The sequence below is a fragment of the Paraburkholderia sediminicola genome (assembly GCF_902859805.1).
In the GTDB taxonomy this organism is placed as follows: domain Bacteria; phylum Pseudomonadota; class Gammaproteobacteria; order Burkholderiales; family Burkholderiaceae; genus Paraburkholderia; species Paraburkholderia sediminicola.
The window spans coordinates 370,732-388,625 of the sequence record NZ_CADIKC010000009.1 but is presented as its reverse complement, the minus strand read 5'-3'; the positions used below and the strand labels follow the sequence as shown (position 1 = coordinate 388,625).

The 17,894-nt window shown below is 63.4% G+C and carries 13 protein-coding genes; 4 read left to right on the top strand and 9 right to left on the bottom strand.

Going from position 1 to position 17,894, the window contains the following annotated elements; genetic code table 11:
- Window positions 1–31 precede the first annotated feature (31 nt).
- Complete coding sequence (locus tag R8871_RS28780) at window positions 32–871, bottom strand: class I SAM-dependent methyltransferase (protein WP_175053512.1); 840 nt, start codon at window positions 869–871, stop codon at window positions 32–34.
- Window positions 868–2,757, bottom strand: a complete 1,890-nt coding sequence (locus tag R8871_RS28775) for an alpha/beta hydrolase family protein (protein WP_175053511.1) — start codon at window positions 2,755–2,757, stop codon at window positions 868–870. Before R8871_RS28775 ends, R8871_RS28780 begins: the two co-directional genes overlap by 4 nt.
- A gap of 242 nt (window positions 2,758–2,999) precedes the next feature.
- Between R8871_RS28775 and R8871_RS28770 the strand changes: the two genes are divergently transcribed.
- The 4 genes from R8871_RS28770 to R8871_RS28755 all read left to right on the top strand — a co-directional run bounded on the left by R8871_RS28770 (window position 3,000) and on the right by R8871_RS28755 (window position 8,226).
- Window positions 3,000–4,550: an MBOAT family O-acyltransferase gene (locus R8871_RS28770; protein ID WP_175053510.1), complete on the top strand. Its 1,551-nt coding sequence runs from the start codon at window positions 3,000–3,002 to the stop codon at window positions 4,548–4,550.
- Between the two features lie 4 nt (window positions 4,551–4,554).
- Window positions 4,555–5,490, top strand: coding sequence for a hypothetical protein (locus R8871_RS28765; RefSeq protein ID WP_175053509.1), 936 nt, complete (start codon window positions 4,555–4,557; stop codon window positions 5,488–5,490).
- A 21-nt stretch (window positions 5,491–5,511) separates the two neighbouring features.
- Window positions 5,512–6,612, top strand: a complete 1,101-nt coding sequence (locus tag R8871_RS28760; RefSeq protein WP_175053508.1) for an acyltransferase family protein — start codon at window positions 5,512–5,514, stop codon at window positions 6,610–6,612.
- 153 nt (window positions 6,613–6,765) lie between these two features.
- Window positions 6,766–8,226: a flippase gene (locus R8871_RS28755; protein WP_175053507.1), complete on the top strand. Its 1,461-nt coding sequence runs from the start codon at window positions 6,766–6,768 to the stop codon at window positions 8,224–8,226.
- 64 nt (window positions 8,227–8,290) lie between these two features.
- On the opposite strand, the gene R8871_RS28750 is transcribed toward R8871_RS28755, so the two are convergent.
- Genes R8871_RS28750 through R8871_RS28720 form a run of 7 tightly spaced genes read right to left on the bottom strand, consistent with a single transcriptional unit; the run spans window position 8,291 to window position 17,830 of the window.
- Complete coding sequence (locus R8871_RS28750; protein WP_175053506.1) at window positions 8,291–9,448, bottom strand: glycosyltransferase family 4 protein; 1,158 nt, start codon at window positions 9,446–9,448, stop codon at window positions 8,291–8,293.
- A 24-nt stretch (window positions 9,449–9,472) separates the two neighbouring features.
- A complete protein-coding gene (locus R8871_RS28745; RefSeq protein WP_175053505.1) occupies window positions 9,473–10,444 on the bottom strand; it encodes a glycosyltransferase family 2 protein in 972 nt (323 codons plus the stop codon).
- On the bottom strand, window positions 10,441–11,568 hold the full coding sequence (locus R8871_RS28740) for a glycosyltransferase family 4 protein (RefSeq protein ID WP_175053504.1): 1,128 nt from the start codon (window positions 11,566–11,568) through the stop codon (window positions 10,441–10,443). Before R8871_RS28740 ends, R8871_RS28745 begins: the two co-directional genes overlap by 4 nt.
- A 12-nt stretch (window positions 11,569–11,580) precedes the next feature.
- Window positions 11,581–13,956, bottom strand: coding sequence for an NHL repeat-containing protein (locus R8871_RS28735; protein WP_175053503.1), 2,376 nt, complete (start codon window positions 13,954–13,956; stop codon window positions 11,581–11,583).
- Between the two features lie 15 nt (window positions 13,957–13,971).
- Window positions 13,972–15,129, bottom strand: a complete 1,158-nt coding sequence (locus tag R8871_RS28730; RefSeq protein ID WP_407673225.1) for a glycosyltransferase family 4 protein — start codon at window positions 15,127–15,129, stop codon at window positions 13,972–13,974.
- Window positions 15,123–16,301 carry a glycosyltransferase family 4 protein gene (locus R8871_RS28725; RefSeq protein ID WP_175053554.1) on the bottom strand — a complete coding sequence of 393 codons (1,179 nt, stop codon included), beginning with the start codon at window positions 16,299–16,301 and terminating at the stop codon, window positions 15,123–15,125. Before R8871_RS28725 ends, R8871_RS28730 begins: the two co-directional genes overlap by 7 nt.
- A gap of 11 nt (window positions 16,302–16,312) precedes the next feature.
- Window positions 16,313–17,830: an O-antigen ligase family protein gene (locus R8871_RS28720; protein WP_175053501.1), complete on the bottom strand. Its 1,518-nt coding sequence runs from the start codon at window positions 17,828–17,830 to the stop codon at window positions 16,313–16,315.
- Window positions 17,831–17,894: the final 64 nt, after the last annotated feature.

Sequence of the window (17,894 nt, the reverse complement as noted above, 5' to 3'; positions counted from 1 at the left end):
TAGCGCACCGCCTTCGCCCGATCAAAGGCGGTCAATCGAAACTGCGCGCGGCAAACGGTTTGTGCGCGATGAAATGAAACCACCACGCGTTGCTCGTTTCCACGTCGTCGGCGATCAGGTCGCCATCGCAACTGCCAAACACAACATCGCGCTGAAAGCCGACCTCGGCGAGTTGCCGGCGCTGTTCGGCGAGCGTCGTATAAACGATCACAATGCCGAAGTTGTGCGCCGCCGCGGTCTTCAGCGCGTAGCCGCCATAGTCGCGATTCAGCCGTATGTTGCGCATATAGTTCAACGTGCCGAGCTGAAAGCGCCGCAACGAGCGCAGCGTGCGCCAGCCGAGCTTGATTGGGTTGAAGGTAAATTCCGGCAGCAACTGCCAGATGTTCTCGTCATAGCCAGGACCGCCGCGGTTATGCGATGAGAACAGCACGAAACCGCCGGGCCGCAACACGCGGTACATCTCGTTGAGAATCTTCACGCGGTCGTCGTAGTCGACGCAGTCAATACCGTTCCAGCTGAACTCCACCAGCCCGTAATGCCCGGACGGCAGCGCGGACATGTCGCGCGCATCCATATGCCGCAAGTCCAGTTCGGGATAGCGCGACTTCGCCATTTCCAGCAGCTTGGGCGTGTAGTCGACGCCGGTGTAGTCGCTCGAAAGCGAGGTCATCAACGGAATCGTGCGGCCCGTGCCGATGCCGATATCCAACAAAGGCAGACCCGCGCAACGCGGCCTCAGCCAATCGAGCGCGGCCTGCTCGCCTTTATCGGAGAACGTCTTTTCAATGGTGAATTCGCGCGTCGCATCCGGCGAATTCCATGCCGTGCGGTTGATACGGTCCAATTCGGACAGTGACTGTGTATTCACGGACGTACTCCGTCGAGGTATGGGTGTGCCGGGGGCGGGGAACTCGTTGTTACGCCAGTCGGCGAGTTGGCCGACTGACTCTGGAAAAGCGCCGGCGTCGTTGCGCCGGTGGTATCGACTACAGCGCGAGCAGGAACTCCCGCCTGGATCACCTCTGAAAACAGCCACCGCTCGGCATCGGCCATCGCCGCTTCCCGCGCGGGGCGCGTGAAAAGCGCGTGATCGAGCTTCGGCAACGTGACGGCGCGCACGCGCGAATAGCGCTGCAATTCGCCTAGCCGCGCGCCGAACTGCACGCGCGCCTCGTCGAGCCCAACGTCGAACTCGCCGTAGGCGAGCCGCAAATGCACCCCTTTGGCGTGAAGCGTGCGCACGATATCGCGCACTTCGTTGGTGGTGAGCGGCCAGCCGGTAAGGCGTTCGATCCGGCTGGTCGCGGCTAGCCAGCAAGATCGCGCAACTCTCTTTCCGAGTACGCTCGCAATACGCAACGGATGGCTTTGACCGCGCAGCGCGCGCAACCATTTCTCGCGCGTCAGCGCCGAACGCCAATAGACCTTCGACGACGCGAACTGATGGGCGCCCGGCTCGCGCGCCGCGCCGTCCCAGATGAATTTCTGCAGATTCACGCCAAAACCGCCGACGATGTTTGGATGACGCGCGCACGCATGCAGCCCGACAAACGCGCCTCCGCACACGCCGAACGTGACGATGCGAGCGTGGCCTTGCGCAACTAGCCAGTCGGCGCCGGCGCCCGCGTCATTGCAGGAAGTGTCGGAATAGATCGTGTCGAGGGTGATGGCAGTGGCGGCCGGCACTGCGTCACCGAGGCCGCCCAGGTCCATGCGCAGCGACGCGATGCCAAGCGCCGCCAGACGTCTCGCGAACAGCACGAAGATGCGGCCGTCGCCAATGTGATGACTCGCGCCGGTGTTGAAGAACAACATCGCGGGTGTATCGGCGCGCGGCGCAATGGGTTCGCAATAGACGCCAAAGTATTTTCCGAACACCACGGGCCGCTCGACGGCGTTGTACGGTGCGAGCGCGAGTTCGGGTGGTTCAGGATCGCCCGGGGCCGACGCGTCCGTGTCCGCACTGGCGTTTGCATGTTCGGCCGGCAGCTCTTCAGCGAGCCACGCAGTGACACGCGAAAACGCTTCGACCGGTTCCTCGCTATACAGCGCCTCGACCACAAACCGGTCGCACTCGTCGAAGCTTTGACGCTCCACCGTCACACCATTGGCAACATAGTGTTCGGCCAACGCCTGCGCGCGGTTGCGGTCGCTCGAATCGAGCAGGAGTACGCGGCGGGCGGGCTTCGCCGTATCGCGTCGCAGATCGAGCGCGCCGATCTGGGCGATATCGTCGCCGTATAGTCCGAAGCCGAACGCTTCGACATAGTTATCAGGGTCGGCGATCGCGTCGGCGTTCATGCCAGCAGGCGTGCTGAGCCAGCTTTGCCGATGCGCGCGCAGCTCACGCAGATAGTTGCGTCCAAGAATCGGTGGCGCCAGCAAGACGATGTTATCGATGTCGCCGATCCGTTCGGCCGCCAGCGCCGCCAGCGTCGCGCCAAACCGCAGACCGACCAGCGAGACGCGCGTCACACCAGTCCATCCGCGCAGCCGTCCGGCGGCGGCAACGATGCTATCGAGCCACGCGTTCAGGCGCTGCGGATCGTCTTCCACACCCGCCGAATCGCCGGCGCCCGGATAGTCGAAACGCAATACCGGCATGCCCGCCGCGGCAATTCGCTCGGCGAGCTTACGCCAGCCACGATGCGTACACAGCGCATCGTATCCAAACGGATTGCACAGCACGACGCCGCTCCGGCCCGGCGCAGGATGCAGCCAGCCAAAGCAGTCGTCAAAGACGACAGGTTTCATTGCCTACCCTCGCAGATGGCCAGGCCTGACACCCGCACTCGCCTGAGCGCGGACCGGCTTCTTCTTTTAGCGTTGCCGGCGATCACGCAACCCGTGTCACCGTGCACGAGGCTCATTAAACCCCCGCGGGCCGCGCTAATCTGTACGCACGCGCACACATTCAAAGCCTGTCCTGGCGCACCATCTGGGCCATCGTCCACCGTGCTGCGAGCGGTGGCCCAGTCACCGGGTGCGAGTCGAGCATGCTCTTCAACAGCTTCGAATTTCTTTTCGCCTTCCTTCCGATCGTTCTGGTCGTTTTCTTTGCGATCGGGCGTTACAGCCGCTTACTCGCCGCCGGCTGGCTGGCGCTCGCGTCGCTGTTCTTCTACGGCTGGTGGAATCCGCATTTCGTCCTGCTCCTGATGCTTTCGATCAGCGGCAACTATCTGGCCGGTCGCGAACTGTCGCGACGCCACCAGACTCCGGGCGGCAAGCGACTGCTTGCGCTGGCCATCGCGTGCAACCTCGGCGTGCTGGCGCTCTACAAGTACAGCAACTTCTTCATCGCCTCTGTCGACCAGGCGTTGGGGGCGCATCTCAGCACGCTGGATATCGTGTTGCCGCTAGGCATCTCGTTCTTCACGTTCACGCAGATTGCGTTTCTCGTCGATGCATATCGCGGCATCGCGACCGAATTCAACTTCGTCCACTACTCGCTATTCGTCACGTATTTTCCGCATCTGATCGCCGGACCGGTGCTGCATCACAAGGAAATGATGCCGCAGTTCGCCAGTCGTGACTGCTACCGGATCGTGCCCGCCAATGTCGCCACCGGTGTGCTGTTCCTGACGATCGGGCTGGCCAAGAAAATCCTGCTCGCCGACAACCTGAGCCCCTACGTATCGCCGGTTTTCGATGCGGCTCACCATGGCGTCCCGCTGAATCTGCTCGCCGCCTGGACCGGTGCGCTCGCCTACACGTTTCAGCTTTACTTCGATTTTTCCGGCTACACGGACATGGCGATCGGCATTTCGCGCATGTTTAACATCGTGTTGCCGCTCAATTTCAATTCGCCGTACAAATCGACCAATATTGTCGAATTCTGGCGGCGCTGGCATATGACGCTGTCGCGTTTCCTGCGCGATTACCTGTACATTCCGCTCGGCGGCAACCGCGACGGCGCCACGCACCGCTACCTGAACCTGATGATCACGATGCTGCTCGGCGGTCTGTGGCACGGCGCGAACTGGACCTTCGTGATCTGGGGCGGTCTGCACGGCCTGTTCCTGTGCGTCAACCACGCGTGGCGTTTTGCCATGGGAAAGACGCTGGTTCGGTGGGAAACGCGCACACACTATCGCGTGCTGAGCACGGTCCTTACGTGTCTCGCCGTCATGGTCGCGTGGGTGTTCTTCCGTGCGCCATCGTTTCATGCGGCCTTCGGTGTGCTCGCCGGCATGACCGGTTTGCATGGCATCACGTTGCCCGCGCAACTCCAGCCGTTCGTCGCAAAGCTCAGCGGACACTACGCCTCGCTCCTGCAATTCGATGAACCGTGGCGCGCGCTGAAGCCCTACGGCATCGCCGAAGCCAAGAAATGTGTGCTGTTGCTGGTCGCGAGCGCGGCCATCGTCTGGGGCTGCCCGAACTCGCAGCAGATCGTCGCGCGTCTCGCGCAACCCGGCGGCACGCTGCCGGCTCGTCCGGCGCGCTCGCTCGTGCTGGCAAGTGGACTCAGTTGCGGAGTGACGTTCATCTTCTGCCTGCTGTTTCTCGCCCGTAAAGCCGAATTTCTCTACTTCCAATTCTAAAATCATGAACGCCCGCACCTTCTTCACCGGTTTCTGCGTTCCGATCGTGCTCTTCGTGGCAGCGATCGTCGCGTCGTTTGCGGCAGGCGTGCGCATTCCTGCCCCACGCATCTCCGCAAGCGAAGCGTTCAACGAAAAGAGCGCATGGTTGCGCGAACGGCTCACACCGACGAATTGCGATGTGCTGGTGATCGGTTCGTCGGTTGCCCTGAACGACATGGACGGCCAGCAACTGGCGCGCAGCCTGAAGGCCTCGAGCGTCATCAACGCCGCCTCGTGGGGGCTGAACATCGAAGATCTGCCGACGTTCTACACGCATCTGTCGCAACGCTGCAAATTCCGCACGGTGATTCTCGCGACGACCTACGTGGATTTCGAAGATCACTGGGAAAAGGACATCGACTGGCATGCGTTCGAACGCTATCTGTCCGGTGCGCAACTCGAACCCTATATCCAGTCGCCGGATCTGTACTACTACACGCGCCGCGTCACGGCCGGATGGCATGACCGGGACCATCCCGGCAACGTCGATTCGCTCGACTTCGATCACGGCGGATCCGTGCTGCTGTCATGCGCCAAACACGATCTCACCGACGAACGCGTCTATGGGTACCGCACCCATCCGATCTCCAACCTGCGTCCGGCCGCGTATGCCGCCCTTGCCCAGCTTGCCGGGCAGATCAGGCAGGACGGCGCGCGCTTCATCATCGTCTCGACACCAGTCCAGGCGGTCGCACGCGCGCAATTCGGCACGACACTGAAGACGTTCTGGCAACCGATCGAAAAATTCGCCCAGACGCACGGCATTGAATTCGTCTACGGACAGACGGAACTGGCGCTTGCCGACACCTCGTTCGTCGACTACCTGCATCTGAACCGCTGCGGCGCAGAAACTTTTACGCGCTGGTTCGTCCGTTCGCTGCCTGTGACAGCGGCCTGAAGCCCCCCTCGAGGACTTGTGATGAACACACGCAATCTGGTTATGCCGCCTGGCGCATTCCGTCTCGCACTCGCCTGCACTGTCTTTGTCAGTCACGTGTTGCCACTGGCGCTCGGCGCGGCCGCCGTCTACCTGTTCTTCGCGCTCTCCGGCTACTGGATTTATCAGATGTGGCATAGCGAGTACGCGTCGCTCGACCGTCCCTACACCACCTTCCTCGTGTCGCGCGTCTGGCGGCTGTTCCCGGCGTTCTACGCAACCCTGGCGGTGCTTGCGCTGTGCGTGCATCCGCTCGGCTGGCTGGCGTTCCAGTTGCCCAGCGACTGGTCGCCGGCTTCGCTCAATTTCTACGTATCGCATCTGGTTCTGCTTGGCTATGCGCAGCTCAGCGCGCCTGCCAATGTGGTGCCGACGGTGTGGTCGCTCGATATCGAGTTGCAGTTCTATCTGTTCGCCCCGCTCGCCATCTGGCTGCTCGATCGCACGACGCATCGCTCGACAGGCCGTCTCGCGCTATACGGCTTCGCGGCCGCCGGCCTCGCGGTGCTCTTCACGATCTATGGCCTGCGTCCGACAACCGGCACGCTGCCGCTTTATCTCGGGTTCTTCCTGTGCGGTTTGCTGGCAGCCCGTCATGGCTGGCGGCCGGCCCGCGGCCAGGCGCAGGCCAGTCTGCTGGGCGCCGCGCTGCTGCTGGTCGGCTGCATCGCGCTGCCGCACGCACGCGAACTCTTCCTGTGGGGCAGCTTTTCCGGTCCGCTTAGCCAGTACAACGCGCAGGCTAACGGCCTGCTCGCGCTACTGCTCGTGCCCTATGCGATGGCGACCGTGCGGCGAGCGGGCACACGCTCCGACCGGATGCTGGGCAACCTGTCGTATGAAGTCTATCTCGTGCATGGCGCGGCCCTGCCGATCTTCCTGCAACATTGCCTGCATCTGTCGCGCGCCGCGCGGATGCCGTGGATTGTGCTGATGATCGTCGCCGTAGCCGCGGTATCCTGGCTCATCTATCGCTATGTCGACGAGCCGTCTGAACGACTGAGGCGCGCGTTCGTCAAGGCGCAGCCGAGGCAGGCCACGTCCACGCCATCCGCACCATCTGCGGCATCCACCACGGCCTGACATCGGCCCGGCGAAAGCCAGCCCGACGGTGTGCGGCTGCGCACCGACAAAGCGCCCTGCGACGGGCACGCTGATCCATCGCGATCGCCTTGACAGCCCAGTCGCATGGGCCGCTTCGCCGTCCACCATCATCATCTGCTGCAAAGCCAAGCCATGGAAAAAAGCATTCTGAAGAACATCGCGATAAACTTCGCGGGATCGATCGTTCCGACCTTCATCTCGCTCGCGACCGTACCGGCTTACCTGCACCTGATGGGCGTCGAACGCTATGGGGTCATCAACCTGGTGTGGGCGCTGATCGGCTATTTCAGCGTGCTTGATCTGGGCACCAGTCTCGCCACCGAAAATCAGATTGCCAAAGTGCGCGATGCCGACGACGGTTCAGTCGAGCGGATTTTCTGGAGCGCGTGCGCGCTGAATCTCGCCACCGGGATAGTTGGCGGCCTGATCGTGTACTTCGGCGCGTTCCTGTATATCGAACACGGCGTGAAGATCGAACCGGCGTTTCAGCGTGAAGTGATGGCAAGCCTGCCGTGGATCGCAATCTCAGTGCCGCTCGCCAACGTGTCGTGGGTCTTCGCCGGCGCGATCACGGCGGTCGAGCGCTTTGCCAGCTACAACACCAATCAGACAATCGGCACGATCCTTTTCCAGGTATTGCCGCTCGTGGCGATCTACTGTTTTTCGCCCTCGCTGGCGGTGGTGATTCCCGCTGCGGTAGGCGCGCGGCTGATCGCCGCCGTCCTGCTCGGCATCGCGACCTGGCGAGCGTTGAAGCTCAAGCGGGTGGGCAAGCCGGAATGGCGGGCGGTTGCCGAGCTGTTTCGCTATGGCCGCTGGCTACTGCTGTTTTCCGGCGCCGGCATGATCTCGCAGACGCTCGATCGCGTACTGGTCGGCTCGATGCTCGGCGCGCGCTTCGTCGCGTACTACGCCACGCCGCAAAACCTGGTAAGCCGTTTGAACATCTTGCCGGGCGCGATGTTGCGCACACTGTTTCCACGTCTGTCGGCGTCGTCGCGGGAAAACGCCGATCAGTTGGCGCGTGGCGCGCTGGCGTTTCTGAACGGTGCGTTCACGCCGTGCGTGATCGTCGCGCTGTTCGCGCTGGAGCCATTCCTCACGATCTGGCTCGGCGCGTCGATGGCGACGGCCTGTGCGCCGGTCGGCCGCATTCTCATCATCGGCGTGTGGCTCGCGGGTCAATCGAGCATTCTCGGCATTCTGATTCAGGCGCAGGGAAATCCCGCCGACGTCGCGCGCGTGAGCTGGATTCAGTTGCCGGTGTTCGTCGGCGCGCTATGGCTCGCGATTCATACGTTCGGCATCGTGGGCGCCGCTACGGTCGTCGTGGTCAAAGCGCTGTTCGACTATTCGGCGTTTCTGTATTTCTCGCGGCTGCATGTGGGGGCGATCGTCGGCAATATGCTGGCCCATCTGTCGTTTCTTGTGGTGGCGGGCGTGCTCGCCGCGTCGATCGGCGCACTGCCCGTGCTGATTGCGGCGGCCCTCGTGCTGGCAGCCGCGAACCTCGGCTGGTCATTGCATGTGTCGAGTGAACTGCGCGCGATGGTGCGCAAAGTGTGGACGCGCTTGTGGGTGTTCGCCAGCTAAGGGGCGCCGCGATGGTGGGTCAGTCGTCGCGCGCGGCCGACGCCGTAGCGTCGGCCAGCGCGCGTTATGCGGCGACTGGCGCAGCACGCCGCCGTAGACGCGACGCGTAGAGCAACTCGAAGCGATCCGCGACGTTCGCCCACGAATAGTCGAGCGCTGTTTCCCGCGCGCGCCGCTGCAGTACTGCCCAGTACGCGGGGTCGTCGAGGAGCGACTGGATGGCGGCGCCGAGCGCCGTTGCGTCGCCGGGCGGCACGATCACGCCGTTATCGCCATTGCGCACATAAGCACGCAGGCCGCCAATATTCGACACCACCGGTACGAGCCCGCACGCCATCGCTTCGAGCGGCGAGAGCGGAAATCCTTCGTAGATCGAGGGAAACGCGAGAATGTGGCACGGTGCAAGCAGTTCCGGCAGCTTTGCGTTGTCGTAAGCCGGCATCACCGTGATCCGTTCGCGCGCGCTTTCTGGAAAGCGCGCGAGCGTCTGTTCAGCGGACTCGCCGGTGCCGAGCAAAGTGAGCGTGACGCCGCGGTTGCGCTCGAACAGCGGACCAACGGCCGTCGCCAGCGTATCGATGCCTTTCCAGTAGTTGGCGCGGCCGATAAAGGCAAGATTTAGCGGGACCGCCGCCTCGGCCTTCGCTTCATTCAACGCCGTCCGGGCAATTGACGTAAACGTCTCGTCGATCCCGTTGTCGATCTTTACCACCCGCGTTTCGCTAAAACGCAGCTTCGATACTGCGAACGTGCACTCGGTATCGTTCAGCAGCATCGCGACGTCAGCCCACTCGAACGACTTCGTGCATTCCCATAGCCGCAATCCACCATAATAGAAGCGGTATTTCCATGATTTTTCCACGTTGCCTGTGCGCCAGGCATCGAGAAACGCCTCGTGCACCACAGGTTCCATGCCGTGGCTGCGGGTCACCGACAACTGGTGCCGCCGCCATCCGCTCGCGCGCCTTGCGAGGTTGATCAGCCAGCCATCTCCCGACGACATGTCAAGCACGTCGTACTCGGGATGCGCAAGCACATGACCCAGCACGATCCACGGAAACAGCATCGTACGCCCAATGCCGCCGATGCCTTTCACGTCGTCGTGCGAAAAAATCCGTACGTCATGGCCGCGCGCACGCAAGGCTTCAGCGAGTTTGACGGTCACACCGGGCGCACCCGCGTTGCGGCTCAGGTTATGGTGAATCGTGAAAAGGATGTTCATCGCGTGGCAGATAGGAAGTTAGTTTTATTGGACCGTGGTCGCACGCCATACATTCGACAGCCGGACAATCGGCAGCAGCGACGAAAGTGCGCGGCGCTTCGCCAGATAAACCGTCAGGTGAGTGAAATACAGTGTCACGAACGCGAGGTATTTCGGCAGACTCGGATCGATCACGCGGTAGCGCTTCACCCCCACGTAGAGCCGTGCCGCTTCGCAATACAGCTGATAACGCGACATGCCATACCGGCCAGGGGTGCACTCGATTACGCCGCCGCCAGGCAGCGTGTCGCGAGTGCGCAGCGCGGGCAACAGATCGATCGAGTAGCCGTTCTTGAGCGCGCGCAGCGACAGTTCGGCATCTTCAATGCCGAAGAAAATGTTCTCGTCCCAGCCGTTGCGCTCGAAGAGCGCTAACGGGAACACAGCCGCATGAATGTTGACGCACTGCGGCTCGTCGGCCGCGGTGAAATAGCCCGCAAACGACAGTTTCAACGGATGACATGCGGGATGTTCCTCGCCGCTCGACGAACCACCCGTCAACATCACCTTGTGACGACGCTCAGGCGGCAACGCGGCAAGATGCGCGCGCGCGACGGCAAAGAAATCAGGGGCGATCTGCACGTCGTCGTCGACGAACGACACGTACTCGCAATGCGGCGCGTGGGCGAGGCAATGGCGCACCGCGTTGTTGCGATTCGCGCACACGCCGCGCCGCGGGCCCTCGAGCCAGATAACGCCAGGATGCTGCGCGACGACGGCCGCGTTGGCCGCGCGCATCGCAGGGTCTGGCGAGTCGTCGCTGACGACAATACACGCGGCGGGCGGCACACAACGCGCGATGGTGTCGAGGCACGCAGCGAGCGTTTCGGTGCGATTCATCGTCGTCACGCAGACGGCGAAGGCGGCGAATATGGGTTCCGCGCTTCGGACGCCATCCTGCGCGCTGCTCGCTTCGGCGTCGACAGCTCGCGCCACGGGTTGCATGATCGTACTCATCGCACGACCCCGTCAGGCGACACAACGCGCCGCGCTTGCGTCAACACGTGGCGATGCGGCCGGCATGCGTCGAGCGTCTGTTCGTAGATCGACAGATACGCATCGCATACGTGCTCCACGTGGAAGGTCTCAAGGTTGTGCCGCGCACGGGCGGCCTGGGTGGCGTGTGCCACCTGGTCCGTCAGTAGCAGTTCGATCGCGTCGGCCAGCGCCTGCGGAGTCGATGGCGGCACGAGAAGACCCGCCTCGCCGTCGTCGAGCATTTCCGGATTGCCGTCGACGCGGGTCGCCACGATCGCGCAGCCCGCCTCGCGTGCTTCGCACAGCACGAGACCGCCTGGCTCCTTATGCGAGGCCAGCACGAACACATCCGCCTCGGCCAGATACGCGCGCGGATTCGCAACAAAGCCCGTGAAGTGCGCACGATGTGCAATACCCAGTTCCTGCGCCAGGGTCTCCATGACAGCGCGGTCCGGACCGTCGCCGACGAGATACACCGCCGCCGACGGAATCCGTTCGCATAACTGCGCAAACGCGCGCAGCAAATCCTGAATACCCTTGCGTTCGTACATGCCGGCCACCGTCACGATGCTTGGGTGTGCCAGTTGCGGGGAAGCGGGTATCGGCACGCCGGCGAAACGCGGTGTGCCAATGGTGCCATTGCGCACTACCGACAGACGTTCCTCCGGCACCCCGCGCAACGCCATCGACGCCGCCACCGACTTGCTGACCGCCACGACGCGATCGCCGAAGCGCATCAGCGAGGCGCTCTTCTGGAATTCGTTATGCACAGTCGTGATCAACACATAGCGTCGCCGCACGGCGCCGAAGCGCGCGATCAACGCCCCCGTCATCATGTGCGCGTGCACCACATCCGGATCGCACTGCGCGAGCAGGCGGTTGAAGCCCGCCAGCATCGACGGCACCCGCAACGGCTGGCGCGATTGCGGCAGCAACACATGACGCACGCCGTACTGTTCGAGCAAGGCCTCAAAGCCGCCGCCCGAGGAAGCGACCGTCACCTCATGACCGGCCTTCGCCTGCATGCAGGCAAGGTCGACCATCATGTTGACGATGCCGTTGCCGACGTTCTGCGCGTGATTGGCAAGGTGGACGATTTTCATATCGATGCGAGCTCAGTTGTGATTGTTCGAGGCGCTCGTCAGCGCACGGGCCGCCGGTGTGAAGCGGTACATCAGTGCCTTGCCATGCGCGTCTTCTTCGACGAACACGAGGTATTCGCCGCTCGCAAGCCGGTGCGCGGTAATCGGCATCGCCGAATCGATCCAGCCACTGGCCGCCCCGACTTCGGGACCCGGTTTCAGACGTCCCGCTTCGCGCCCGGTGTCGCGCTCGTAGACGCGCACGGTGGCGGTCTCGGTTTCGACGCCGAAGATATAGTCGCCAGCGACGGCAAAACCGTTTAACGATATCGGCGTGGGCGGCCCCTGGTCGGGCAGTTCGATCGCGTAACGCAAGGTCGGCTTGCCGCTTGTCCAGTGGTCGTAACGCGCGAGCAACGAACCGGTGCCATTCCAGTTGTATTCGACGAACGGGTGCTCGCGGGTCGAACCGGAGATAAACATCGTGTCGTCGGCGGGAAAGTAGTTCAGGCGCGCGATCCGGTTAAAAGGCGCAGGCATCGCGTAGCGCTGCATCGCCGCGTATCGGTAGATCGGGTTGCCGCTACGGTCGAAGCCCTTCAGCGGAAAGCGGCGAATGCCTTGCGATTGGGTGCCCTGCCAGATCGCGCCCGCACTGTCGACCCACCAGCCGGACATCGGCGGCCCATCGTCTCGCGCCGCATCCTGATCGAAGTCGCTCGCGGCAAAACGGCCCTCGCCCGCCGTATCACGCCAGATCCATCCACCATGGGGCGGCTGGTTGGGCGGCCATGCGCCGTCGATATGCGATTGCGTGACAAAACCCGATGGAATCGCTGTCTCCCGGTCAGCCGCAAAACGATAGATGCGCAACCAGGTGCCGTTCATGTCGACTGTGTAGAGCAGGCGCCGTCCGTCGATATCGCGTACGAGCGGCATGCCACGCTGCCCCTGCCGCAGATTGAGGAATGGGTCATACGGATAGCGGAAACGGTCGACGGTATAGCCGGCATACGACCATTCCTGCCCGGGCGGGCGGGACAGGTCGAGTGTGAAGCGTTTGGTGCCGCTATACACGGCAGGCGGATCGCCGTCGACGAACTGCGCGCCATCGACGAACAGCAGCCCTTGCAGGCTGAAACGCCGCTTGCCGCCGGGTGTATAGCTCTCGATCAGCGCGCCATCGGTGTTGCCAGGACCGGGCACGAAGCCGCGCGGTCCCGCGCCGGTCATCGATACATACACGTTGCCCGCGCGATCGACACCCACACCCGTCAGCCCGTTGAAACGCAACGGTCCCGGCGCGCCGGCACGGCCCGCATAGATACCGCCTGCTTCGCCCAGGGTGGCTGACAACTGCATGGAAGCCTCCTCGTGTGTCCCGTTGGCGGCGCTCGCCGCAGCGCCTGCGGGCGCGCGCGGCACGGCGGTGAAGATCAGGATCTGCTGGCGCGGACCGTTGTCGGCGACCAGCAGCCGGCCGTGCGAATCCAGCGTCAGGTCGGCCGGTTCTGCGCCGGGTGGCAAGCTCAGCGTGCCGAGCAGTGCGCCATTGCGTGCATGGTGAGCGATGCGTCGAGCGCCGTCTGTGCGGCTGCGCTCAATGATCCACAGCGTGCCGTCGGGTGCGAGAGCAATCCGCCCCGGCTCGCGCACCGGAAAATTGCCGACGGGCTGCATCGAGCGTGCATCGAAGATCTCGACGCGGTTATCGTGCTGATTCGACACGAAGAGCCTGGTTGAGTCCGCCGCGAGACCGCATATGGCATAGTCCTCGGCGCTCGACGATTGGGTGATCACACGCAACGCGAGGGGGCTGCCGGGCCAGTTCACCTCGCCTTCGAACGGCGCACCCTCGCGAAAGTCAGCACGGCGGCGACGCGACACGCCGTACCACACGACCCCTTCGGGCGGCAGATGCTTTTGCGCCGCCATGTCGTTGCCCAGACTCACAACCAGTTGTGCGGCAAACACATAGTCGTCGTTCACGGCAATCGCGTCGCCGCCCAGCATTCCCCAGCCGTGCGATTGCCCGCCGTAACCGATCAACTGTCCGTCGCGGTAGTGGCCAATCTCGCCGCCGCCTTCGTCCCACGGCGCATTCGTGTACACGTCGCCTTCCGGCGTGACGGCGAGCGCCTGCACGTCGATCTGTACCCAGCGTTGATTGGCGAAACCCCATGTGTTGCCGATCCACGAGGTGCGATAGGACAGCGATAAGGGCGCGGCGACAGAAGCCGGCGCGAGGTTCGTGCTGGCGACGGTGGCGCTCGCCGCCGCTTGTGCGAATACGGCCGGCCCGAGCGCAGCCTCACCCGACCCGAGCGCGACATAAAACGCAAGCACCGGCAACAACACCGCACCCGCGCAAGCGATCCGTTCGAACGTTCGTCGGGCGACGCGTCGCATGAGCGCCTCGCGCCGTCAGAACGCGTCTATCGCTTCGCGATAGATCTGTGCGACTTGCGCTGCCACCACCGGATGATCGAAGTGCGCCCGCGCATAGTCCCGGCAAGCTTGCGCGCTGGGCAATACGCGCGTTCCTGACAAGGCATCGGCTATCCCGCCGCCAAGCGCCTGAAATCCGCTCGACGAGAGCACCAGATCGGGCGACAGAGGCATAACCGCTTCCGGCAAACCACCCACGGGCGTAACAAGCACTGGTGTGCCGGCAGCGAGCGATTCGATCGTCGTCAGTCCGAAGCCCTCGAGCGCCACGGTCGGCACCACCGTCATGTCCGACGCGCAATACCACAGCGGCAACACAGCGTCGGCCACAAAACCGGCAAGCCGCACATGCCGCTCCAGCCCTCGCGCGACGATGCGTGCCTGCAACTGTGGTTCGAGCGGCCCCTTTCCGGCAATCGTCAGCAGTACGTCGGGCACGGTCTGCTTGACCACGAACATCGCATCGATCAGGTCTTCGAGCCCCATGCGCGACACGAGCCTCCGGACGCAGAACAACAAAGGCCGGTCTTGCGGCAAGCCAAGGCGCTTGCGCGCCTGCCGTCTGGTGAGGCCGGTATCGAAGCGGCCGACGTCGACGCAGCCAGGCACCACGCGGATGTCGTCCTCGCGCACACCGTAGCGGGTTCGCAGAATGTCAGCGAACGCATGCGACAGCACGATATGACGCGTTCCGCCTCGATACACGATGCGCTCCAGCGCATGCCGCGTTATGCGTGACAGCCGCCCGCGCCCTTCCATTCCGGATTCCGAGGCCCACGGTCCATGAAAATGCACAACTCTGGGCACACCGCTGAACACGCCCGCGGTCGGTGCGGCATAGAGCGCGAAATGCGTGGCGACAACATCGGGCATGCGCGCGTCCCTGAGCTTTTGCGACTGTGCGCGCGCATGCCACAGACGTCTGCCGAGTTGTGCGTTTGCCTGTGCGAAAGCGTGCACGCGGCCGCCCGACGCCTCGAACACGCCGGGTGTGCCGGCAACCATGCCGCGCACGCTGACGCCTTGCGCTGGCAAAGATTCGATCAAGGCCAGGAACATGCGGTCAAGTCCGCCCGGCCGTTCGTTGAACCAATGCATGCCGATCTGCAGCGAATCGATCGATGCGCTCATGATTCCACCGATACCGTGGCACGTGGAGTCGCCATTGCGCTCACCGCACGTCGTGCGGCGAGCCGTTCATAGAGTGACAGGTAGCGGCTCGCCATTGCCTGCCAACTGAGCGTTCTGGCCAGTTCGCGCGCGGCGAGTCCCATCTGCCGCGCATGCGCGCGATCGTCGGCAAGACGCATGATCGCCGCGGCTAACGCGACGCTATCGTCCGGATGCTCGAGTACGATGCCGCAGTCGGCTGCAATGACTTCGGCCCCGCCCGCCGTCCGTACGGTGACAACCGGTAACGCCGCCGCCAGCGCCTCGAGCAATACCAGCCCCATTGGTTCGTAACGCGACGGAAACACAAAGGCATCGACCGAACGCATCAGCGCGGGCATATCCGTGACCAGATCAGTAAAGTGCACACGTTCCTCAAGTCCGAGCGAGGCAGCCAGCGCGGGATACGGACTGTTGCGCAGAATCCCGGCGACCACCAGATGCACATGCGTGGGTGTCGCGGTGAGTGCCCGCAACACCGTGTCGAGATTCTTGCGCGACACACGCAGATCGCCGGCGAACAACAGCATGAACGGCGCCTGCGGTAAGCCGAAATGCTCGCGCTGCGACGCGCCGGGCGCAAATTCATCGGTATCGACGCCGTTGTAGATCACCTGAAGCCGCGCTGTGTCGATACCGAGCGAGCACACCTCAGTGCCGACTTTCTCCGACACCGGCACGACGACCTCGGCATGCCGGAACGCCCACTTCTCACACCACGCATTGAGCCTTGTGTAGACGACCTGATACGCGTGATACGGGCCATGGAAGAAACGGAACGGATAGAAGCCGCAGCGGTACCAGCCGTCGTGTACGAAGTGAACCGCGTTCACGTCGGCGCGCGCCCATGCAATAAAACCATTCACATGGATCACATCGAACGCTTTTCGGTGCGCGCGGATCCACGCACCGCTACGCCACGCGAAAACCTGATACTGGATCAGGCGCGTCGGCAGCCGGCTCTCACCGATCTTCACGAACCGCACGCGTGGATGATTCAGCAGCTCCGGCGCAGCCCGCGACGCGAGCAACGTCACCTCATGCCCGGCCGCAAGCGCCGCGCGGGCAATTTCGTAGTTGACGCGCCCCTGGCCGTCATTTTTCGTCACCTGGTGCGTCACGATCAGGATGCGCATTGCGTTGCCGCTCATCGCCCTTCCTCCGCGAGTCGCACCGACGCAGCCGGCCCGGCAGCGTGTGCCTCCCGCGCGTGACGCAGGCCGATGACCGGCAATATCACGCCGACGAAAAAGAACATCCCCGGCAGCCCGATCAATGTATTGACGAACACCATCATCGCGAACATCGCGATCGCGACGCCAACGCCGGAAATCGCAAAGCGGTCTCTCGCGCGCTGTCGGCTTGCCCGGAAGGCCCGCCACAGCAGCATCACAATGCCGGTCGTGTACAGCAGCGTACCCGGCCATCCCATCACGAACGGCACTTCCAGCAGACCGCTATCGAAGACCACGGTCAACTGAAGCGAATCGTCGCTCGACAGTTTGGTGCCGAGCCCGGTCATACCGAGTCCCTGCCCGGCGATGTCGGTCAACGCCACCGAGATGAACTGCTTGTAGAGCTCCGCGCGGACCTGGTAGCTATTGTCATGACCGAGATCCTGGATTGTGTTGAATCGCTGCATGAAGTTTTCGGAGACCTGATCGACCATCGCAAGCGGCGCGCACAGCATCGCAAAGCCCAGTACCCCGCCGATCAGCCGCAGCCGGCTGCGACCGTCCAGCATCGTGAGCGGGTACACGAGGCCAATCGCGAGACCGCCCCACGCACTGCGCACCGAGGTGAACATCAACGCCGGGATGCCCATCAGTCCGGTGGCGACGCGCATCCTGCCACGGGCAGCGAGCGACATCAGCAGCACGGCCATGATCGTCTGCGAGAACGGGCCTGAAGAGTTCATCGTGCTGCTTACGCGCATCCCGAACGGCACCGGGTGCCCTTCAGATTCCATCTGCGATGCAATCAGCCAGAAGATGTCCCACGGCGGCGGCGACAGATACTCGATCACGCCATAGAGGCCCATCACCAGACCGCCGTAGACGAACGTCTTGAGCAGCACGCGGTGATAGTCCGGATAGTCCTGCCAGGTGACGACGAGACGAAACGCCACCAGCACCGGAAACAGCCAGTTCACCAGCGTGAACGTCGCCGCAGCCGGTCCCACCTGCACCATGCCGACCAGATACGAATAGAACAGCGCGAGCACGATCAGCACGAGCGGCATGGTGCGACGCTGCCCGAGCGCACGGAAATTCGTGATGAGCGCGCATCCGGACAGCGCGACCGCGAGCATCGGGGCGATCATCACCGGGCTTTTCGGATTGAACGATCCGTTCACGAAGTCCGCGAGCCGCCGCACCTCCGGCGAGAGAAAGAACAACCAGCACACGAAACCCAGGTAGTGCGCCGGTGAGCGCCGGTAGAAGCGCAGCGCAATCAGGAAGGACCCAACCGGGTAGAACATTTCGACCAGCCGCCCCTGGTGCAGGACGACCAGCAACAGCGTAATGGCGAACAGCGCGATCGGCAGATACGTGGGATGGCGTATGCCGCCGCGCACCGTCGCAGCCGCGCGCGACGGCGCTGCGGCAGGCGAGTCCGGCCGCGCGGGCGGCGGGCGCACCATCGTGGAAGGTATGCTCATCATGGCTGAACCCCCGGCCATGACAGCCACGCGACGCGCCCGGCCGTCCGTCGTATCGCACGGCTTG

Excerpts from the sequence above, each read along its gene's own strand:
- R8871_RS28750 (WP_175053506.1), bottom strand. The coding sequence starts at position 9,448 with ATGAACATCCTTTTCACGATTCACCATAACCTGAGCCGCAACGCGGGT.
- R8871_RS28755 (WP_175053507.1), top strand. The coding sequence starts at position 6,766 with ATGGAAAAAAGCATTCTGAAGAACATCGCGATAAACTTCGCGGGATCG.
- R8871_RS28765 (WP_175053509.1), top strand. The coding sequence starts at position 4,555 with ATGAACGCCCGCACCTTCTTCACCGGTTTCTGCGTTCCGATCGTGCTC.
- R8871_RS28720 (WP_175053501.1), bottom strand. The coding sequence starts at position 17,830 with ATGATGAGCATACCTTCCACGATGGTGCGCCCGCCGCCCGCGCGGCCG.
- R8871_RS28725 (WP_175053554.1), bottom strand. The coding sequence starts at position 16,301 with ATGCGCATCCTGATCGTGACGCACCAGGTGACGAAAAATGACGGCCAG.
- R8871_RS28760 (WP_175053508.1), top strand. The coding sequence starts at position 5,512 with ATGAACACACGCAATCTGGTTATGCCGCCTGGCGCATTCCGTCTCGCA.
- R8871_RS28770 (WP_175053510.1), top strand. The coding sequence starts at position 3,000 with ATGCTCTTCAACAGCTTCGAATTTCTTTTCGCCTTCCTTCCGATCGTT.
- R8871_RS28735 (WP_175053503.1), bottom strand. The coding sequence starts at position 13,956 with ATGCGACGCGTCGCCCGACGAACGTTCGAACGGATCGCTTGCGCGGGT.
- R8871_RS28745 (WP_175053505.1), bottom strand. The coding sequence starts at position 10,444 with ATGAGTACGATCATGCAACCCGTGGCGCGAGCTGTCGACGCCGAAGCG.
- R8871_RS28740 (WP_175053504.1), bottom strand. The coding sequence starts at position 11,568 with ATGAAAATCGTCCACCTTGCCAATCACGCGCAGAACGTCGGCAACGGC.
- R8871_RS28775 (WP_175053511.1), bottom strand. The coding sequence starts at position 2,757 with ATGAAACCTGTCGTCTTTGACGACTGCTTTGGCTGGCTGCATCCTGCG.